The organism is Algibacter aquimarinus (assembly GCF_039543265.1).
Lineage (GTDB): Bacteria > Bacteroidota > Bacteroidia > Flavobacteriales > Flavobacteriaceae > Algibacter_B > Algibacter_B aquimarinus.
On record NZ_BAABJK010000009.1, the window covers coordinates 63,865 to 80,870 of the forward strand.

Annotated in this window: 12 protein-coding genes; 1 reads left to right on the top strand and 11 read right to left on the bottom strand. The window is 31.9% G+C overall.

Annotation, left to right across the window (positions count from 1 at the left end):
• Nucleotides 1-6: 6 nt before the first annotated feature.
• From ABD939_RS12835 to ABD939_RS12860, 6 genes are all read right to left on the bottom strand, one after another.
• Entirely contained in the window at nt 7-2,421 is a 2,415-nt protein-coding gene (locus ABD939_RS12835) for a PorP/SprF family type IX secretion system membrane protein (protein WP_345169354.1), read from the bottom strand.
• Between the two features lies 1 nt (nt 2,422).
• Nucleotides 2,423-3,856: a T9SS type B sorting domain-containing protein gene (locus ABD939_RS12840; protein WP_345169357.1), complete on the bottom strand. Its 1,434-nt coding sequence runs from the start codon at nt 3,854-3,856 to the stop codon at nt 2,423-2,425.
• Between the two features lie 155 nt (nt 3,857-4,011).
• Nucleotides 4,012-5,346, bottom strand: coding sequence for a hypothetical protein (locus tag ABD939_RS12845; protein ID WP_345169360.1), 1,335 nt, complete (start codon nt 5,344-5,346; stop codon nt 4,012-4,014).
• Between the two features lie 304 nt (nt 5,347-5,650).
• Nucleotides 5,651-6,097: a hypothetical protein gene (locus tag ABD939_RS12850; protein ID WP_345169363.1), complete on the bottom strand. Its 447-nt coding sequence runs from the start codon at nt 6,095-6,097 to the stop codon at nt 5,651-5,653.
• A 224-nt stretch (nt 6,098-6,321) separates the two neighbouring features.
• The gene (locus tag ABD939_RS12855; RefSeq protein WP_345169365.1) at nt 6,322-6,990 is read right to left on the bottom strand and encodes a bifunctional 4-hydroxy-2-oxoglutarate aldolase/2-dehydro-3-deoxy-phosphogluconate aldolase; all 669 of its coding nucleotides are present in this window, start codon (nt 6,988-6,990) and stop codon (nt 6,322-6,324) included.
• 11 nt (nt 6,991-7,001) lie between these two features.
• The gene (locus tag ABD939_RS12860; protein ID WP_345169368.1) at nt 7,002-8,048 is read right to left on the bottom strand and encodes a PfkB family carbohydrate kinase; all 1,047 of its coding nucleotides are present in this window, start codon (nt 8,046-8,048) and stop codon (nt 7,002-7,004) included.
• Between the two features lie 87 nt (nt 8,049-8,135).
• On the opposite strand from ABD939_RS12860, the gene ABD939_RS12865 reads away from it, so the two are divergent.
• Nucleotides 8,136-9,272, top strand: coding sequence for a LacI family DNA-binding transcriptional regulator (locus ABD939_RS12865; RefSeq protein ID WP_425550291.1), 1,137 nt, complete (start codon nt 8,136-8,138; stop codon nt 9,270-9,272).
• A 61-nt stretch (nt 9,273-9,333) separates the two neighbouring features.
• Here ABD939_RS12865 and ABD939_RS12870 read toward each other — a convergent pair whose 3' ends face one another.
• The 5 genes from ABD939_RS12870 to ABD939_RS12890 form a co-directional block, all read right to left on the bottom strand.
• On the bottom strand, nt 9,334-10,179 hold the full coding sequence (locus tag ABD939_RS12870; protein WP_345169371.1) for a T9SS type A sorting domain-containing protein: 846 nt from the start codon (nt 10,177-10,179) through the stop codon (nt 9,334-9,336).
• Between the two features lie 269 nt (nt 10,180-10,448).
• Nucleotides 10,449-11,330 (bottom strand): glycoside hydrolase family 16 protein, encoded by an 882-nt coding sequence (locus tag ABD939_RS12875; RefSeq protein ID WP_345169374.1) that lies wholly within the window; start codon nt 11,328-11,330, stop codon nt 10,449-10,451.
• 27 nt (nt 11,331-11,357) lie between these two features.
• Nucleotides 11,358-12,056, bottom strand: coding sequence for a fibronectin type III domain-containing protein (locus ABD939_RS12880; protein WP_345169377.1), 699 nt, complete (start codon nt 12,054-12,056; stop codon nt 11,358-11,360).
• 12 nt (nt 12,057-12,068) lie between these two features.
• Nucleotides 12,069-15,161, bottom strand: a complete 3,093-nt coding sequence (locus tag ABD939_RS12885; protein WP_345169380.1) for a T9SS type A sorting domain-containing protein — start codon at nt 15,159-15,161, stop codon at nt 12,069-12,071.
• A 413-nt stretch (nt 15,162-15,574) separates the two neighbouring features.
• Complete coding sequence (locus tag ABD939_RS12890; RefSeq protein ID WP_345169383.1) at nt 15,575-16,990, bottom strand: sulfatase-like hydrolase/transferase; 1,416 nt, start codon at nt 16,988-16,990, stop codon at nt 15,575-15,577.
• Nucleotides 16,991-17,006: the final 16 nt, after the last annotated feature.

The window sequence follows — 17,006 nt, forward strand, 5'->3', positions numbered from 1 at the left end:
CGTTATTTATTCATTAACAATTTTTACCATAGACATCTTACTATTATATGCAGCGTTTGATTTACTATCAATAGCATTTTTAGCACTATCAATATCATCAAATTTATTGTAGTATATATAATATTTACTTGTGTTTACATCAAAAAAGAAATCTATATCTGATCGTCCGGATTTAACAGCTTTTCTTAAAAATTCGTCTCTTTTTTCTACATCAGTATGAACTGCAATAACTAAATAATATCCACTTTCAGTATTTTGAACATTACTTACAATTTGTATATTACTTTGTTCTTCTCCAAAATCAAAATCTTCTTCTTTTAGAACCTCAGAAGTTACTTCTGTAGACTCTTTTATTTGTTTTAAAGCAGATCTATCTTTTTGATAACGTACTTCTTGATTGTCATAAGCTGCACGTTTTATTCTTCTTTTTCTTTCTACCTCAGTAGCTACTTTAATTGACTCTAATGAGATTATTAAGTTTTCTTTTGCCTTTATTGTTTCTATTTGCTGAGCTTTAAACTCTTTAATTTTATTTAGATAGAATTTATTAACAGGATCTGTTTCGTCTTTAATATTTTTAATTCTTTCACTATATAAATTCTCTAATTTAGATATTTTTTGCTTTTGAGAATCAATTAAACTATCTAATTCTAACTGTAATGTTTCTATTACTGCATTTTGTGAACTAACACTTTTAAATGCTTTTGGTTCACTGTAAATGCCTTTTTCACTTAAATCATTTTCTTCTTTTAAATCATCAAGATCTTGCTGTTTAATAGCAACTTTGTCATTTAATGAAATTAGTAACTTCTCTTGCTTAATTCTAGAGTTTTCACCTAGTTTAGTTAAGCTTTCCATCTCTAGAGCTTCACGATCTTTGGCTTGTTTAATAATCATAACAGCATCTAATTCTTGCTGCTTAATTCTTTCTGCTTCCTCAGCTTCAGCTTTAGCCTTAGCTTGTTGTTCTTCAATTAGTTTTGCTTGAGCTTCTGCCTTCTCTCTTAATCTATTCTCTTCTGTTAATTTTAGCTTAGCCTCTTCTTCAGCTTTGGCTTTAGCTTCTTGCTCTTCTCTCAGTCTTGCTTGAGTTTCAGCATTCTCTCTTAATCTATTCTCTTCTGCTAATTTTAACTTAGCCTCTTCCTCAGCTTTAACCTTAGCTTGTTGTTCTTCTATTAGTTTTGCTCGAGCTTCAGCTTCTTGTTTTAACCTATTCTCTTCCGCTAATTTTAATTTAGCGTCTTTGTCAGCTTTTGCCTCAGCTTTTTGCTCTTCTAATAATTTTTCTTTGGCTTCAGCTTCCGCTTTAAGCTTATTTTCTTGGTCTAGTTCTAATTTATTGCCTTCTTCAGTATTTTCTATAACTACTTCATTAACAATAGCATCAGTATCTTTTTTTCTATTATCTCTTGCTTTATTGCTGGTTTTACGTTTTACGGCTGATGGTCTTGATTTTTTTGTTGAGATTAGTAAGGCAGTCTCATCATCGTCTCCATTATAATTATATCTATATTTATTATTAAACCTATATGCCAGTGTTATCTCATGAGAATTTCCGAATGCTGAAAAATCACCAATAGATTTTTCATAATTATATTCTAAAGCAATTTGATTTGTAATATTAAGTCCTATTCCACCAGAAATACCATAAAGTGTATTATAACCTACTTGTGCCCAAATTCCTTTTGGTACTGTAAGCATCATAATTCCTGAAAGTACTGTTTCCTCTCTTTTAAACTCAGACATAAATAATGTTGTAAACTTACTTTCATCTAAAAACCCGCGACTATTTAAATAGCCCGTATACATTATATGTCCTTGAATACTTTGCTCAGGATTCTCCTCAATAATTTTAGAAGTTGTTAAATTATATGCTGCTAAATTGTTAATTGATAAACCGAAATCGAAAAAAGTAGTTCCGTAATTTATACCGGGGTTTACTGTAAGTAATGAGTTTGAAGGTATATTATTCAGAGAAGAATCGGGAAAATTAGTAATTACATCGCTTTCATTTATTCCACTATTATAAAAGCCTACATTCATACCAAATGTTAAATTACTATCTCTATTTAAACTAACATTGTATGCAAAATTGGCAATACCACCAAAAGTAGTTAAAACACCATAATTTTGTTGAAAGAAACCTAAACCTACTCCAATATTCTCTCTAAATCTTCCAGAGTAACTAAATAAATATGTTTGTGGTGCATTATCAAACTGAACCCATTGCCGTTTATTTGTAAAACTTAAATACTTATTTTGCTCTCTTACAAAACTAAACGTTGGGTTCAAGGCGTATCTATTAAATTTTAGTGAGTTTCTAACAGGTAAGTCAAAAGCAACCACACCATCTTCTTGAGAATAGAGCCATGGTGTAAAACATAAAAGAAAGATGATATGTAGTACATATAATTTCATTTTACTTTATTACTGTTATTGAGCCTTTTTTGGTTTGATTATTTTCTGTTGTTATGATGTAATAATATACAGGGTTAACAGCATTAAAATCGATACTATTCTCTGGCCAATTATTAAGGTAGTCGTTCGTTTGTAAAACAATTTCTCCTTGCGAGCTTAAAATTGTTATTTCTGTATTTGTACCGCTTACATATTCTTGCGGTATAATCCATGTATCGTTTATTCCATCTGCATTCGGACTAATTAAATTAGGAATATTATCTACCGACGGAAAAGCTTCTGTAACAACAAAAGTATATTCTACTGAAGATTGACAACCAGATGTTTGAGTTATAACAACTTTGTAGCTACCTCTTTGTGTAGCTTCATAAGAATTTGTTATTGCTCCGGAAATTATTTCTTCATTTAAATACCATTTAAATTCTGGGTTAAAAGCGTCAGTTGTAACTGTAGCCACTAAAGTTTCGCCATCATTAATCATATTTCTTTCCGGCACATCAATACTACTTGTAAAACCAGAATTTTCAAGATTTATTGAGGTGTTAACATTACAATCACCCAAATCTATATTAACAGAATAAACACCTGCCTCATTAGTTGTATACATTTGTTCTGTTGCTCCAGAAATTCGTTCACCATCCTTAAACCATTGGTAACTTTCACCATTTATGGCACTTAAAGTGGTATTTCCTTGACTAGAACAATATGGGTTTCCTAAGCTAGAGCTTATCTCTGATGATGCTCCAGAACTTGCCTCACTAATGGTTACACGGTTTGAAAATGAATTTGAAGTACAACTACCGTAGTTGGTTTCAACAAAATATGTTCCAGGTTCATTAACAGATAAAGTTTCACCTTGAGACACAAAAACTGATGTAGTTTGGCTCGTTTCTTTATACCAATTAAAAGTAAGTGATGGATATTGAAGAGGCGAATCGTTCATAGCTCCACCTGGATTATCTATTGACAATAAATAACTACTACCCGAGCAATATGCTCCTGTTGAAATTAAATTATTAATTGAAAATGGCGTGTCTTGTATTTTGTAATACGCTGCAAAAGGAACAGATCTAGAACTTGAAGATACTGGTGCTGTACTTTTTATTTTTATTCTATATGATTCACCGGCAATTGATGTTGGCACCGAAAATGTTAAAGTAGCTGGTGAAGTTGTAATACTGCCTTGGGGCGAAGTATAAATATCAGTAGCGTTATTGAAATCTCCCGAGCTATCTGAAAGTTCTATTATAAATTGGTTTGTTGATGCTAATGCTGAATCTGGTGAGAAAGAAAATGTTACATTATAAGTATTAAAAGACGGACTTGCACAAGCTTGAGTAAAACCTAGACTAGGAGTACTAATAACAATTTGTGCATTAGAAGTATAAACTATAGATAGAAAAAGGATGATGTAAAAAACAGTAAAGTTCCTCATAGGTATTAGTTGCTTTTCTAATAAAACCTCTAGAAACAATTGCAGCTCTAGACTCAAAAAGAGTTAGAACTAAAAAGAAATTTCCAAACTGATATCCATATAAATATTAAATACAAAGATCTGGGGTCTTATTATTATAATTTATTATTCTATTTTTAATTATTATCTATAATGTTCTCTGACGCATATTGCGTTTTAGAAGCTTTAATTTTATTTATTCTTAATCTAAAATCTGGTCTTTTACTGTTATTCAAATCAATAAATGTTTCTGAATTACTACTTTTTGAATACACATTAAAAAAAGCACTATTACCATACCAATTTTCTAAATCTTCATTATTAGAATTGTATTCTACAAAAATGTTTCCTTTACAATTATTAAAGTACATGTCTGTAAACTTAATTTTCTCCAAGTTTTCTTGATTAACTATAATCTTCTCTTCAAACAACACTGCAGGATTAAAACCAGAAATAACACTTTTATTCATATCAAGTGATGCGTTTTCAGACACATATACAGCTTCCTTTACGAGACCTTTTTCAATATCAGAATTTAAATCATCACTATCATTTACTAACGTTAAGTTTTTAGCAATCAATCTTGTACTCTTTTTAGAAAAATCTACTTCCTCTTTTTTATTATAAGACATTACTTGTAAACATCTTGCACCATCACTACTAGACACGTAAGGTGATCTTACAGCCAAAGAATTACTTAAAACACTCTGGGTTCCATAATTAAATTTAAAATCATTGCCATTAGATTTATAGGATACAGCTTTGTTTAAATTAACTTCACCTCCCCATACCTTAAAAGAATTACCAGCACAATGACTAACCATAATATTTTCTAATATAGTTTCGTTTCCTACACTTGCTAGTAACAAACCATTAAAATATCCTACATTTTTTAATCTTTTACCTGAATACTCTATTCTAACATATCTTAGAATACCAGAATTACTATTTGGGTTTTGTCCGCCAAAATTTGTACTAGGGTAAGAAGATGAGTCTAAATTTGAATGATAACTTGCCACAGATCCATTACCAAATTTATTAGTTGGAGCATCACCAAGTATAATTAATCCACCCCAATCTCCAGGTCTTTTAACAACTCTGTTTGAAGTAAAAATAATAGGGTCTGTTTCTTGTCCGTCTGCAATAATCTTTGCTCCTCTTGCAATAGTTAAAGATGCCTTTGAAGCATAATCGCCCATTATAACGGTACCAGGTTCTATGGTAAGAGTAACACTATCTTTTACAAAAACACTACCTAAAAGTAAATAGGTATTACGCTTTGTTAATCTAGTGTCTTTAGTAATATTGCCTGTTAGAATTTGAGTGGGCTCACCATAATCCTCTTGATTTGGGCTAAATTCTGTCCAGTTATAAAGCCAATTATCTGTGCCTATTATTCCTTTTTCCTGTTGAGCAAAAATATTCCCAATAATAAACAGAAATATTAATAGCGATGTGGTAAAGTTTTTCATGTCTAAATATTTATAGTTTTGGACTAATCTTATTTATTTATCTACTTAAGTCAAAAATAGTATAATTATCCATGAAATACCATTTATTTCGTTAAAATGCAATATTTTGAATATTTTACATAGAAAATAATCGATGAAATACATTATTTAACGATTAATAGTGGTTTGAATAAGCTTAAAATATAACTTAAAAGTGTAGATTTAAAATTAATAACTGATTCTTAATCAAAGAATCAGTTATAAAATTTCATCAAAAACTGTATGAAAATACAATTTTCATTAAAAGATTATTGAAGGTTTTTTACTAGTGAAATTCACTATACTCATGTAACGACTTCATAGTTTCTTCATAAAACAATATGGCAGAAATTAGATTAGTAGTATCAGAATAGGGCAAAATTCTTTCATGAAATTCGAGAGTAGATTCTAAAAAAGTATCTGTAGCTTCAAACTGATTATCTAAAATTTTTCTATTGTCATTGTCATTAGGAATACCTAAAGTAGACATTGTAATTCCTGGTTTAGTAGCAAATGCTATGTATGGTAATAACTTAACAAGACTTGATATACGTTCAGTATATAATCCCAATAACTCACCCTTTGGCATACGTTCCAACTCTCCCTTACTATGGTATTTTTTTATTGAAACTCCTTCTGGTATAATACTTTTAGGTGCCTTATTTTTTTGTGCAAAGCTAATACTTGTGAATAGAAGTAGGCTAAAACTGAACAAAATAATCTTGATTTTCATGTTTACGATTTAAGGGTTTAAAAAGCAAATTTATGTAATTAAACGTAAAAAACAAGCGTTTTGTCGATTATTTTAAGGATTTTTTTATTTTACTAAAGAAGATATTGAGCTAAAAATGATGTTAAACTCCTTTAATAAAGGAGGATAATGGTCTTTAATATTATGTATAAAAAAAGAGCTGTAATAGATTATTGCAACTCTTTTTAAATATTTATAAATACAAATTACTTTCTAACAGACTTCACAATTGCTAAGGCAGCTTTAACATCCTGCTCTAGTTTCGCATAATCTTCATTAGCAATAATATCCTTAGATATTAATTTCGATCCCATACCTACACAAGTTACACCGGCATCAAACCAACCTTTAAGATTTTCCTCAGTTGGCGAAACTCCACCTGTTGGCATAACGCTTGTCCATGGTTGCGGACCTTTAATTCCTTTTACAAACTGTGGCCCATAAATATCGCCAGGGAATAATTTCACAATTTCGCAACCTAATTCTTCTGCTCTAGCAATTTCTGTTAAAGTACCACAACCAGGAGACCATAATACCTTTTTACGATTACATGCTATGGCTATATCTTCTCTTAAAACTGGAGTTACTATAAAATTTGCACCCAAAGCCATATAAAGTGAAGCCGCTGCACCATCTGTTACAGAACCTACACCCATTATCATTCCTGGTAATTCAGCAATTGCGTATTTAGTTAATTCTCCAAAGACTTCGTGAGCAAAATCTCCACGAGCAGTAAATTCCATTAAGCGAGCACCACCATCATAACATGCTTTTAGTACTTTTTTACTTAATTCTATATCATTATTAAAGAATAAAGGAATCATTCCTGTTTCTTTCATAGCTTGCGCTACTTCTAATCTTGTAAACTGTGCCATTTTTATAAATTTTATCTAGCTACACGACCAGAAGCGTCGCCACCCATTAATTTTTCTACTTCAGAAACTGTTACCAAATTAGCATCTCCTTTAATAGTGTGTTTTAAACATGATGCAGCAACTGCAAAGTCTAATGCATTTTGGTCGTCTTCTGGATATTTTAATAATCCGTAAATTAATCCACCCATAAATGAATCTCCTCCACCTACTCTATCAACAATATCAGTAATTTGATACTGGCGTGTTTCATACATTTTCTTTCCGTCATATAAAACACCTGCCCATGTGTTATGAGAAGCAGAAATAGAACCACGCAATGTGGTTATCACTTTTTTAGCTCTTGGAAATTTTTCCATCATTTGCTGACAAACTGATAAGAATGCTTCTGCTTTTACATCATGTCCTTGAGTTTGAACTGAAATCCCTTCTGGCTTAATACCAAAGTGCATTTCTGCATCTTCTTCGTTTCCTAAAACAATATCACAGTATGACGTTATTTCAGTCATTACCTTTTCTCTGTGAGTATCGCTACAATACTTCCAAAGTTTTGCACGATAATTTAAATCAGTAGAAATTGTAATACCTTTTGCGCTAGCTGCTTTTACAGCTTCCAAACATACATCTGCAGCACCTTGAGAAATTGCTGGTGTAATACCAGTCCAGTGAAACCAATCTACACCTTCAAAAACAGCATCCCAATCAATCATTCCTGATTCAATTTCTGCGATTGCAGAATGTGCTCTATCATAAACTACTTTAGAACCTCTAGATACAGCTCCTGTTTCTAAAAAGTATATCCCTAAACGGTCTCCTCCCCAAACAATCTTATCTACACCTACACCTCTTTTACGCATTTCCATCATAGCACATTCACCAATATCATTTTTTGGTAAACGCGTTACAAAATCTACATCAACACCATAATTTGCTAATGATACAGCCACGTTAGATTCTCCACCTCCATAGATTGCATCAAAATTATTAGCTTGTGAAAATCTTAAAAAACCTTGTGGAGCCAATCTTAACATGATTTCTCCAAATGTTACTACTTTACTCATTCTAATTAGTATTATTTTAAATTATTTAGCTATTGCTTAATCGTTTAACCATATACTTAAAAATAAATCAAAACCTTATATTTAATAATGATTTTGATTCAAAAAAATAATAAACTACATTTGCTTAAACGATTAAGCGTACGCAAATATATAAAAAAAATAAATATCAAAAAGAAAACGACCATAAAAGATATTGCTAATGTGTTAAACATTTCAGCTGCTGCAGTTTCTAAAGCACTCAATGACGATTCTAGAATAAGTAAAAAAACAAAAAAAGCCGTAAGGCAAGTTGCTAAAAACTTAAATTATCAGCCAAATCATCTTGCTAGTGCTTTAAGAAAAGGCAAAAGTAAATTAGTTGGCGTAATTGTACCAAGAACTAATAGTAACTTCTTCTCTTCTGTAATTCAAAACATTGAAGAAGTTTTAAATAAAGAAGGTTATAATATTATTATTACCCAATCTAACGAATCTTATAAAAAAGAATGCGCAAATATTGATACACTTTTATTTACTCAAGTTGATGGTATTATAGCTTCTATGGCAAATGAAACAGTTGATTTAGAATATTACGAAAAAATAAAAGCTAAAGGAATTCCTCTTATTCTTTTTGATCGTGGAGAGAACGACTTAAATGTAGACTATATAGGTATTAATGATTACGATAGCAGCCATATTATTGTTGAACACCTTGTGAAACAAGGCTGTAAAAGAATTGCTCATATTGGTGGTTATAAACGCACACGTATTTTTAATAATAGAATTAGAGGATATATTGATGCACTTAGCAAGCATAAATTACCTCTTGATAATGAACTACTCATTGAAAGTAGTCTTACCATAGAAGATGGAAAAAAACAAATGTTACAATTACTGAAGCTTGAAAATAGGCCTGATGCAGTATATATTGCTAGTGATTATGCAGCTTTAGGAGCATTACAATTACTAAACGAACAAAAAATTAGAGTACCACAAGACATAGCTCTAGTAGGTTTTGGTGATGAACCGTTTACAAGTATGACTACTCCATCAATTTCTAGTATTAACCAACATAGCGCTAAAATTGGCAAACAAGCGGCTTTAACTTTTTTATCCTACACTACAAAAAAGACTATAGAGCAAACTTTGAATAAAATAATTTTAGATGCCGAATTAGTGATAAGAGATTCTTCAAATATTAGAAATAACTATAAGCACATAAATTCAATACAGAATCAGAAATAAAAAATCCTCGAGACTAAAGCTATAGACCCGAGGAATTCTATTCAAAAACTAAAATATAAACTTATTGTTTTATTAATTTTTTGCTAAAAGTTTCACCTCTGTCATCACGAATTTTAACAATATATAAGCCACTAGATAGGTTGCTCATATCATACTCGTGTGTATCAATTTTAGAAATATTGTTTACCTTACTACCTAGTATATCATAAAGTGAAACATCTGTGATATTGATATTATGTTTTGTTTCAATTCTGAAATTAGTTAAAGAAACATTTTGGTAAATAGAAATATTATTCTCTAACGTAAAATCATCAGTACTTAGTAGAGGATTAGAATCTAATATCTGTAATTCATCTACAAATAGCGACCCTCCAGCATTATCTAAAGGACCAGCAGCAGCGTTAGAAAAACCTTTAATATCTGCATGGAAAATTAATGTAAAAAGAGTCCCTAAACTAAAAGTGCCAGAATCTCTAGGAAACTCTACTGGTATTATAATTTGCTCCCAAGCATCAGCACCAGAATGAGCATTAATAGCGCTTATTACCCCTGGATTGCTTCCATTATCATCATCAGCAGTGGCATTAAAACGACATGCCATATCAGTTGTTGTTCTATAAACCAATACACTTAGAAATTTTGTTTCCGTACCTGATATTGCTAAATCTGGATTTACATTAATTCTCACGAGTGAAAACCAATTTGTTCCAGTGTTTCCGATCTGAAGACAGTTATCTGTTGTATTAAGACCTGATATACTAGGATTAGCAACAACGGTCGCTGCGGCACCAAAAAGAGGTTCTACTCCTGTAACTACAGTCGCTTCAAAATCGTTAACCATGGTTTGTCCAAAGCTAGACAGCACGCAGAGCGATAATAATAAATTTAAAAAAGTAATTTTTTTCATAATATCTATAAATTTAGTTTGTTAATTATCTTTTAAATTTAGAAAAACTTCATGATGTTTAAATGGATGATAATTAGCAAAACCTAGACGATATTACTGTTTTTATTAGAAAACAAAATTTCAACCAATATTTATAACACACTATTATACAGAACAATGAAAAATTAATACGATAAACTATTAAGTATAAACATGTAAAAAGCTATTTAATAAATTAAATAGCTTTTATTAATAAGGTTTTTTACCTTTATGTTCGTACTTTATATTAATCAATCCATACGCCAAACTCTAATATAATCAACTTTGGCTTCAGTATATTCACCAATTTTTCGAGAAGTAAAATTGGTGTTAGCAGCACCTCCAAAACTTGCACCTGTTGATAACCATAAAAACTCTTCTACTTTTGGTACCCAGATACCTTGATATCTTGTTTTGAACTCACCATCGTAATACACCTCCAGCATATCCTCATTCCACAATAAACCATAGGTATGGTATCCTGAATGAATCCCTGGGGTTTCATAACGTCTAGTATTAGCTTTGTGGTCAGCACCATAACCATCTATATGAACTACACTTTTAGTAAAATCTCCTATCCAAGCTGATTCAAATACATCAATTTCTGCTCCATCATTACCAGTGCCATCTACATTACCCATATTATCACCCTGCAACCATAGTGCAGTATGTGTACCAAATAGTGTTTCTGCAATATCTATCTTAGCTTCAATATAGCCGTATTTAAATTCAAATAAGTTGTTAGTAAAAATACCTCCGCAATGTAATACATCATTTGCAACTTTTTCACTCTTCAACATTACATTCCCATCTTTATAAGTAACATTTTCTGGTTTCCAAAACCATTGATTAATTCCTACTCCGGGTCTAGCAGCTCTACTTCTTGTAGAATTATTTTTTGTCCATTTTGTAGGTTCAAATTTATCAAAGTTATCTTCAAACATTAGTATCCAATCACTAGTATTTATAGAGTTTAAAAGTGGTTTTACTACAGTTGTTGGATTATCATCTCCATCATCAAACATCTCATCATCTGGAGAAGTCTTTCCGTCTTCTGAACAAGAACTTAAAACCAAAAGTAAAATGCATAAAAGGCTTACACCGCTGTTATAAAAATTATTTATTTTTTTCATAGTTATTAAATTTAGTTGGTTAATATTTTAATTATTAAAATACCAAGTAGGTCCTGTAACTGAAGCACCTTTATCATCTTTTACTACTACTTTCCAATAATAAGTAGCATTAGTAGTATCTAAATTAGCATTAATATTATTTACGTCTGTATTTTCTGCTATAACAGTAAGTGCATCTTTATCTTTACCAAAATAAACATCAAATGTTAAAGGATCATCATCAACATCGGAGGCTGTCCATTCAATATTTACAGATGTTGCTCCAGAATCTAAAAACTGTCCTAAAAACGGTGATACAAGTGCTGGAGAAAACGGCAAATGGTTACTATTTGGTACTTCTTCTGTATAGAATTGTGCTGTTGGAGAATAATCGCTTTCTACACTTTTTGTACTTCTTGATTTTACTCTCCAATAGTAAGCAAAACCTTTTTCCAAAGTAATAATCTTTGTTAATGATGTTAGCACCTCATCAACAACTTTGTTGTTAAACTGATTATCCTTAGCAATCTCCAAAATATATATTACTGAACTACCATCTTCGTTTGTAGATGCTTGCCATTCAAAATTCAAAACATTTGTTGTGCACAATTGGTTTTGCGCTGGAAAAATTAATACTGGTGAGGTTGGCTTACTTTCTGCAACTTCCCCTCCATCTGAATCACCTCCTGATGAGCATGAAGTTAATATTAGGGTTAAAAATGAAACTATATAGATATAATTTTTCATGACTTTCTTTTTTTATTTTTTTACTATTCTAAGTGTCTTTGGTGTGTCAGTGCCCACTCTTACAAAATATATACCTGAAGGGTAATTTTGCATATTCATAATCACACGTCCTCCAATTACAGAATATGTTTTTTTTGCAATTAATCCAGAGGAAATAGAATATAACTCAATATCTATATTAGATTTTGTGGTTTCTGGAATACTCAATTCAAATTCACTTATAACTGGATTTGGGTAGGCTTTTAAAACATTTGACTCTCCCATAACTTGAGTTAACTTACCTTCACATGTAGCCTTAGCTTGAATATTGATAATATCGCCTTCGTTGGCAGCAATAGTAAAAGATGTTGCAAAAGTTTCTAAAATCTGTTTATTATTCACAAACACTTTATAAGGAGCTGTACCTGATTTAATACTAACCGTAGCCTTACCAGATTTAGTTGATTCTATCTTACCAGTTAAAAGATCAGAAGCGTTTACTTCAAGTTTAACGCAATATTGAAAATTTGTGTCTTTTATACCAATGCATATATCGTAAGATCCTGGATCTAAGTTGGGTATATTTAGAACATCGTCAAAACTATAATCATTGCCTGCTATTGTAACTTCGTAATTATGTCTAAATTTTGTGCTTATAGATATTTGTCCATTTTTACCTTGGCATGTTTCATCTATAGTTTCAATAGTAAAATTATCTGCTGCTACAAAAACTTCTGAAAAGTCTTGATCTAATATAAAATCTATAACACCGCTACCGTATGTAGCAAAACGCACTGCATTTTCAGATTCAATAAATTGCACATCAGTGTAACCAATAGCACTTGGCACATCTAAACCATCCATTTTAAACCATTTGTCTTGTTGTACAGAATACACCCAGGCACCATCAAATTCGCATGACGCAAAAACAAACTGACCATTTGGAGAAGCATCCAGCTCAGTGATACGATCTACAGTTAACCCATTATTATGGGTAGTAAATGTTTGTCCACCATCAACTGATATTAAAAAGCTATTACCTTTACCAGCATAATATACCGTAGCTTCGTCGATAGGGCTTGTTGCAATAACCTGTCTTCGCTTTCTATGTGAATCATCTTGTTGTGGCCAAGAACCACCACCAGAAATATTTGAAGCAGTGAAAGAACTACCACCATCTGTAGAATACATTAATTGACCAGATTTTAATCCTACGTACCATCTACTTTTATTTAAATTAGAATAGCCAAAACTAGAAATAGGACCACTAAACTCAAATGGATGAATTTCCCTAACAACAGCAGATCCATTGTATATTATTTTTTGCAACGCATTTCCCCAAGGGATATAGACCGCATCTTCACTATCAACAGGAGAGGGTATCATACTCGTGGCCGCCCAATTGCCGTAAAAATCCGTTCTGGTAACTGTTCTAAAATTACCACCATTGGTAACATCGCTTCTTCCAATAGTTCCAAAATAGTACCAATACCAAGCGGATTCTCCTCCATTAGCAACTGTTACTCTTAAAACATCAGTATTCGCTTCTCTCGCGGCAGGTATAGGAATTGACTTATCATAGTCATTATCACCAGAAAAACTCTGAGAACCCCTATCTTGATTTCCTGTATAAACTATATTATATTTTTCGCTTGTTTCTGCATCATAACACATGGTGGTTGGATTGCCTCTACTAACGCTTACCCAAGAATTCCAATCTTCTGGCGTTGTAGAATAGTACGTCCCAAAATCATATCCTGATATAGTGATGAATCCACCATCTTCTTTATCGAATGTTTTATAGTGTTGTAAATCCCAAACATAAATATCATTATTACTTAACACGTGCTGGTTTCTTGTCCAGTTAACACCAAAATCTGTAGATATCCATAACTCTACAAAACCTTTAAAAACAATATTTGGTTGAGTAGGGTGAACTTCTGAAATGTTTCTACCAGTATCGCTTGAAGTGACACTTTGCGTCCAAGTAGCCCCTTCATCACCAGAATAAAAAATTGTAGTATTACCATAACTAATATAAAAATGTGTAATCCCAGATACCGTTGTTCCCTGAACAGAGTCAAGTGCTCCAACAGTAGTAGTAGGCTCATGAATTAAAGAGAAATCAGCATCGTTTTCTCCCATTTTATACACAAATAACTTAGAATCGCTAGTACGCCTTGCAAGTAGGTATACATCTCTACTACCATGAGGTTTCAAAATTTCAACATCAAACGTATCGCTTTTAAAATTTAAAGCTGATGTTGTGTAGTTTAAGCCATAATCTGTAGATATGTAAACATAATCATACCATGCGTTACTATCTGCAGAATTTCTTTTTGCACCATGCGCAACTATACGCTTACTGGCATCTTTTTTTGTTACTAATGTTGTATAATTTGCACTACCTTCAAAAAAAGCACCGTTAGCATCCATCCAAGTTCTTCCTTCATCATCAGAGAACTCCATACCACCAGTAGTTTTTTGATTCAATAATCTAAACGAACCATCAGGCAGATTTACACCATTAAACTTATCGCCTTCAAAACTTTTGCTATGATTTCTAAGTGACCATTTTACTGAAGCATTTTCATCAATTTTGTATATGTGACCTGCGAAGGACACTATATACATTTCCTCATTTACAGGATCATACAAAGAGCCATCTGTTCTAAAACCGCCTTCGCTGTAGCCAGGGTTTGTAGTAGAGGTCATGTGTAGATACTTCTGATCCCAAGTTCCTGAAAGCGTTTGATTTGCATAAAAATACTTATCAGGTGGTGGCATTGACATATTTTGCTTTGCCGATTTAAAATAATTTAAAAAATCTTGTTTTGTGCTAAACTTAAAACCTCCTTTTTCAGCTTCGGTTAACCAAGAATTATAATCATTTAAATCATCACCTTTTAGCGTAGAATAATCAAACGCTTTAGGCAGAGCTTCTGCATCCATAGCCATCTCGTATGCTATTTCCTCTGGAGTTTCTTCCTCATAATGCTCATTATCTGTACCATAATCGTATTCTAGAGAGTCAGCATTTTTTTTTAAAAACCCTTTTCCAAAAAACAGAAATAATGTAGTGATGAGACCGATGCAAAACAGTCCCAATAAATAGTTCTTTTTCATAATAATGCCTTTTTTAGTGCAGTTGTGTAAAATTAGAAGAAACATAAAGGAAAAACATGAAGCAAATTACTTTAAACATGTACAATAACACTTAATTTATTTATTGCAAACTATATTTAAAATATACTACTAATGCTATGTTATATACAAAAAGATATATTACAAAAGCATATTTTCTGTGTAAAATCAATGTTTGACAAAAAAACACATGTGAATAAATGATATTCTTATAATTTTTAAATCATTGTTTTAAGAAATACATACACAAAAACACTGTATTTTTGTTTTATAAAATAGATTTATATTTAAACAATAAACATGTAATTATTTGTTAATTGGTTTTACAAAAAACTAGTAGTGTTTTAAGAGTTTTAATATGGATTAAAATCAAAGAGATTTTACGTCGTTATCTATTAGAAGTTATTTCTATTTTTAAAGGTAGCACTCCAAATATCTTTGTATTCTGGTTCTTTATTTTGCATAAGCTGTTTATGAATATGGTAGGTAACATCCATCCAAGGCTTGCTTTCATCCCATAATGGTGCTATGAGTTGTGTTTCCCAACGATTGTATTTAGATTGAAGCATTTTTAATGCTTCTCTATTTGTTTCTAAAAGATCATTGCTTTCGCCTAAATCTGAATCTAAATCATATAATACTGTCCCATAACCATCAAGTTTAATGAGTTTTAAATCGCCTTTCCTAACAGCAGATTCTTCTAATTTTCTCCAAAACAAACTCTCATGTGGGTTGCCTCGCTTTTCGCCTTTTAAATATGGTAAAAGGTTTTCACCATCTAATTCTAAAGTTTCTGGTTTTTCAATTTTAGAAGCGCTTAAAGACGTTGCAAAAATATCCAAGGAAGATGTTAAGCCATCAAAAGTTTTGTCGCCTTCAATCATTTTTGGACAACTCACCACAAACGGTACGCGATGTCCACCTTCAAACTTATTACCTTTCCAGCCTTTTAATGGTCCTGTTGAGGATTGATTGTTATGAGCACCGCCATTATCGCTTAAAAAGTAGATTAAAGTATTATCTCTTTTTCCTGAGGTTTCGAGTTTTTTTATGAGTTTACCAATGTTTTCGTCTAAACTCCATGTCATGGCTGCCAATTCTTTTCTCGGATGGTTACTAAACTTTTCTAAATCTTCATGTTTGGCATGCATTGGCGTATGCACCGCGTTATAAGACAAATACATAAAAAATGGTTTATCTTTTGAAGCCTCTACATATTTTACAGATTGATCGCCTAAAACGTCTGTCATGTAACCTTCAAAAATCACACGTTCTCCATTGCGCTGTAACATTTTTTCTTTTGATGGATTTTCTAATGGAAAGTAAGAACGGCTCCCCGCCAGAAACCCATAAAACTCATCAAACCCACGTTGGTTTGGATGGTCTGACGCTTCCTCGCCTAAATGCCATTTTCCTAAAGCATACGTAATGTAACCGTTACTTTTAAATACATCGGCTATTGTAACCACATCATCACTCAAACCTATTCCACCAGTGCCGTTAGCTTCGAAACCAAAACGCTGTTGATACTTCCCTGTTATTAATCCTGCTCTTGATGGTGCACAAACTGTAGCACTTACATGCGCATCTGTAAATATTACACCACTTTTGGCTAAAGCATCAATGTGTGGCGTTTGTATATCTTTACTACCCATAAAACCAAAATCTACATAACCTGCATCGTCAATTAAAATGACAATAATATTTGGCTGTTCTGCTTTCTGATTTTGGAGATGTTCATTTTCAGTTTTTGATTTACATCCAAAAGCAATAAATATTAATAGTGCAACTACGGCAAAACAATTTTTCATCTACACTGATTTTTTT

Excerpts from the sequence above, each read along its gene's own strand:
- ABD939_RS12875 (WP_345169374.1), bottom strand. The coding sequence starts at position 11,330 with ATGAAAAAAATAAATAATTTTTATAACAGCGGTGTAAGCCTTTTATGC.
- ABD939_RS12850 (WP_345169363.1), bottom strand. The coding sequence starts at position 6,097 with ATGAAAATCAAGATTATTTTGTTCAGTTTTAGCCTACTTCTATTCACA.
- ABD939_RS12845 (WP_345169360.1), bottom strand. The coding sequence starts at position 5,346 with ATGAAAAACTTTACCACATCGCTATTAATATTTCTGTTTATTATTGGG.
- ABD939_RS12870 (WP_345169371.1), bottom strand. The coding sequence starts at position 10,179 with ATGAAAAAAATTACTTTTTTAAATTTATTATTATCGCTCTGCGTGCTG.
- ABD939_RS12835 (WP_345169354.1), bottom strand. The coding sequence starts at position 2,421 with ATGAAATTATATGTACTACATATCATCTTTCTTTTATGTTTTACACCA.
- ABD939_RS12840 (WP_345169357.1), bottom strand. The coding sequence starts at position 3,856 with ATGAGGAACTTTACTGTTTTTTACATCATCCTTTTTCTATCTATAGTT.
- ABD939_RS12885 (WP_345169380.1), bottom strand. The coding sequence starts at position 15,161 with ATGAAAAAGAACTATTTATTGGGACTGTTTTGCATCGGTCTCATCACT.
- ABD939_RS12860 (WP_345169368.1), bottom strand. The coding sequence starts at position 8,048 with ATGAGTAAAGTAGTAACATTTGGAGAAATCATGTTAAGATTGGCTCCA.
- ABD939_RS12890 (WP_345169383.1), bottom strand. The coding sequence starts at position 16,990 with ATGAAAAATTGTTTTGCCGTAGTTGCACTATTAATATTTATTGCTTTT.
- ABD939_RS12880 (WP_345169377.1), bottom strand. The coding sequence starts at position 12,056 with ATGAAAAATTATATCTATATAGTTTCATTTTTAACCCTAATATTAACT.
- ABD939_RS12865 (WP_425550291.1), top strand. The coding sequence starts at position 8,136 with ATGATTTTGATTCAAAAAAATAATAAACTACATTTGCTTAAACGATTA.
- ABD939_RS12855 (WP_345169365.1), bottom strand. The coding sequence starts at position 6,990 with ATGGCACAGTTTACAAGATTAGAAGTAGCGCAAGCTATGAAAGAAACA.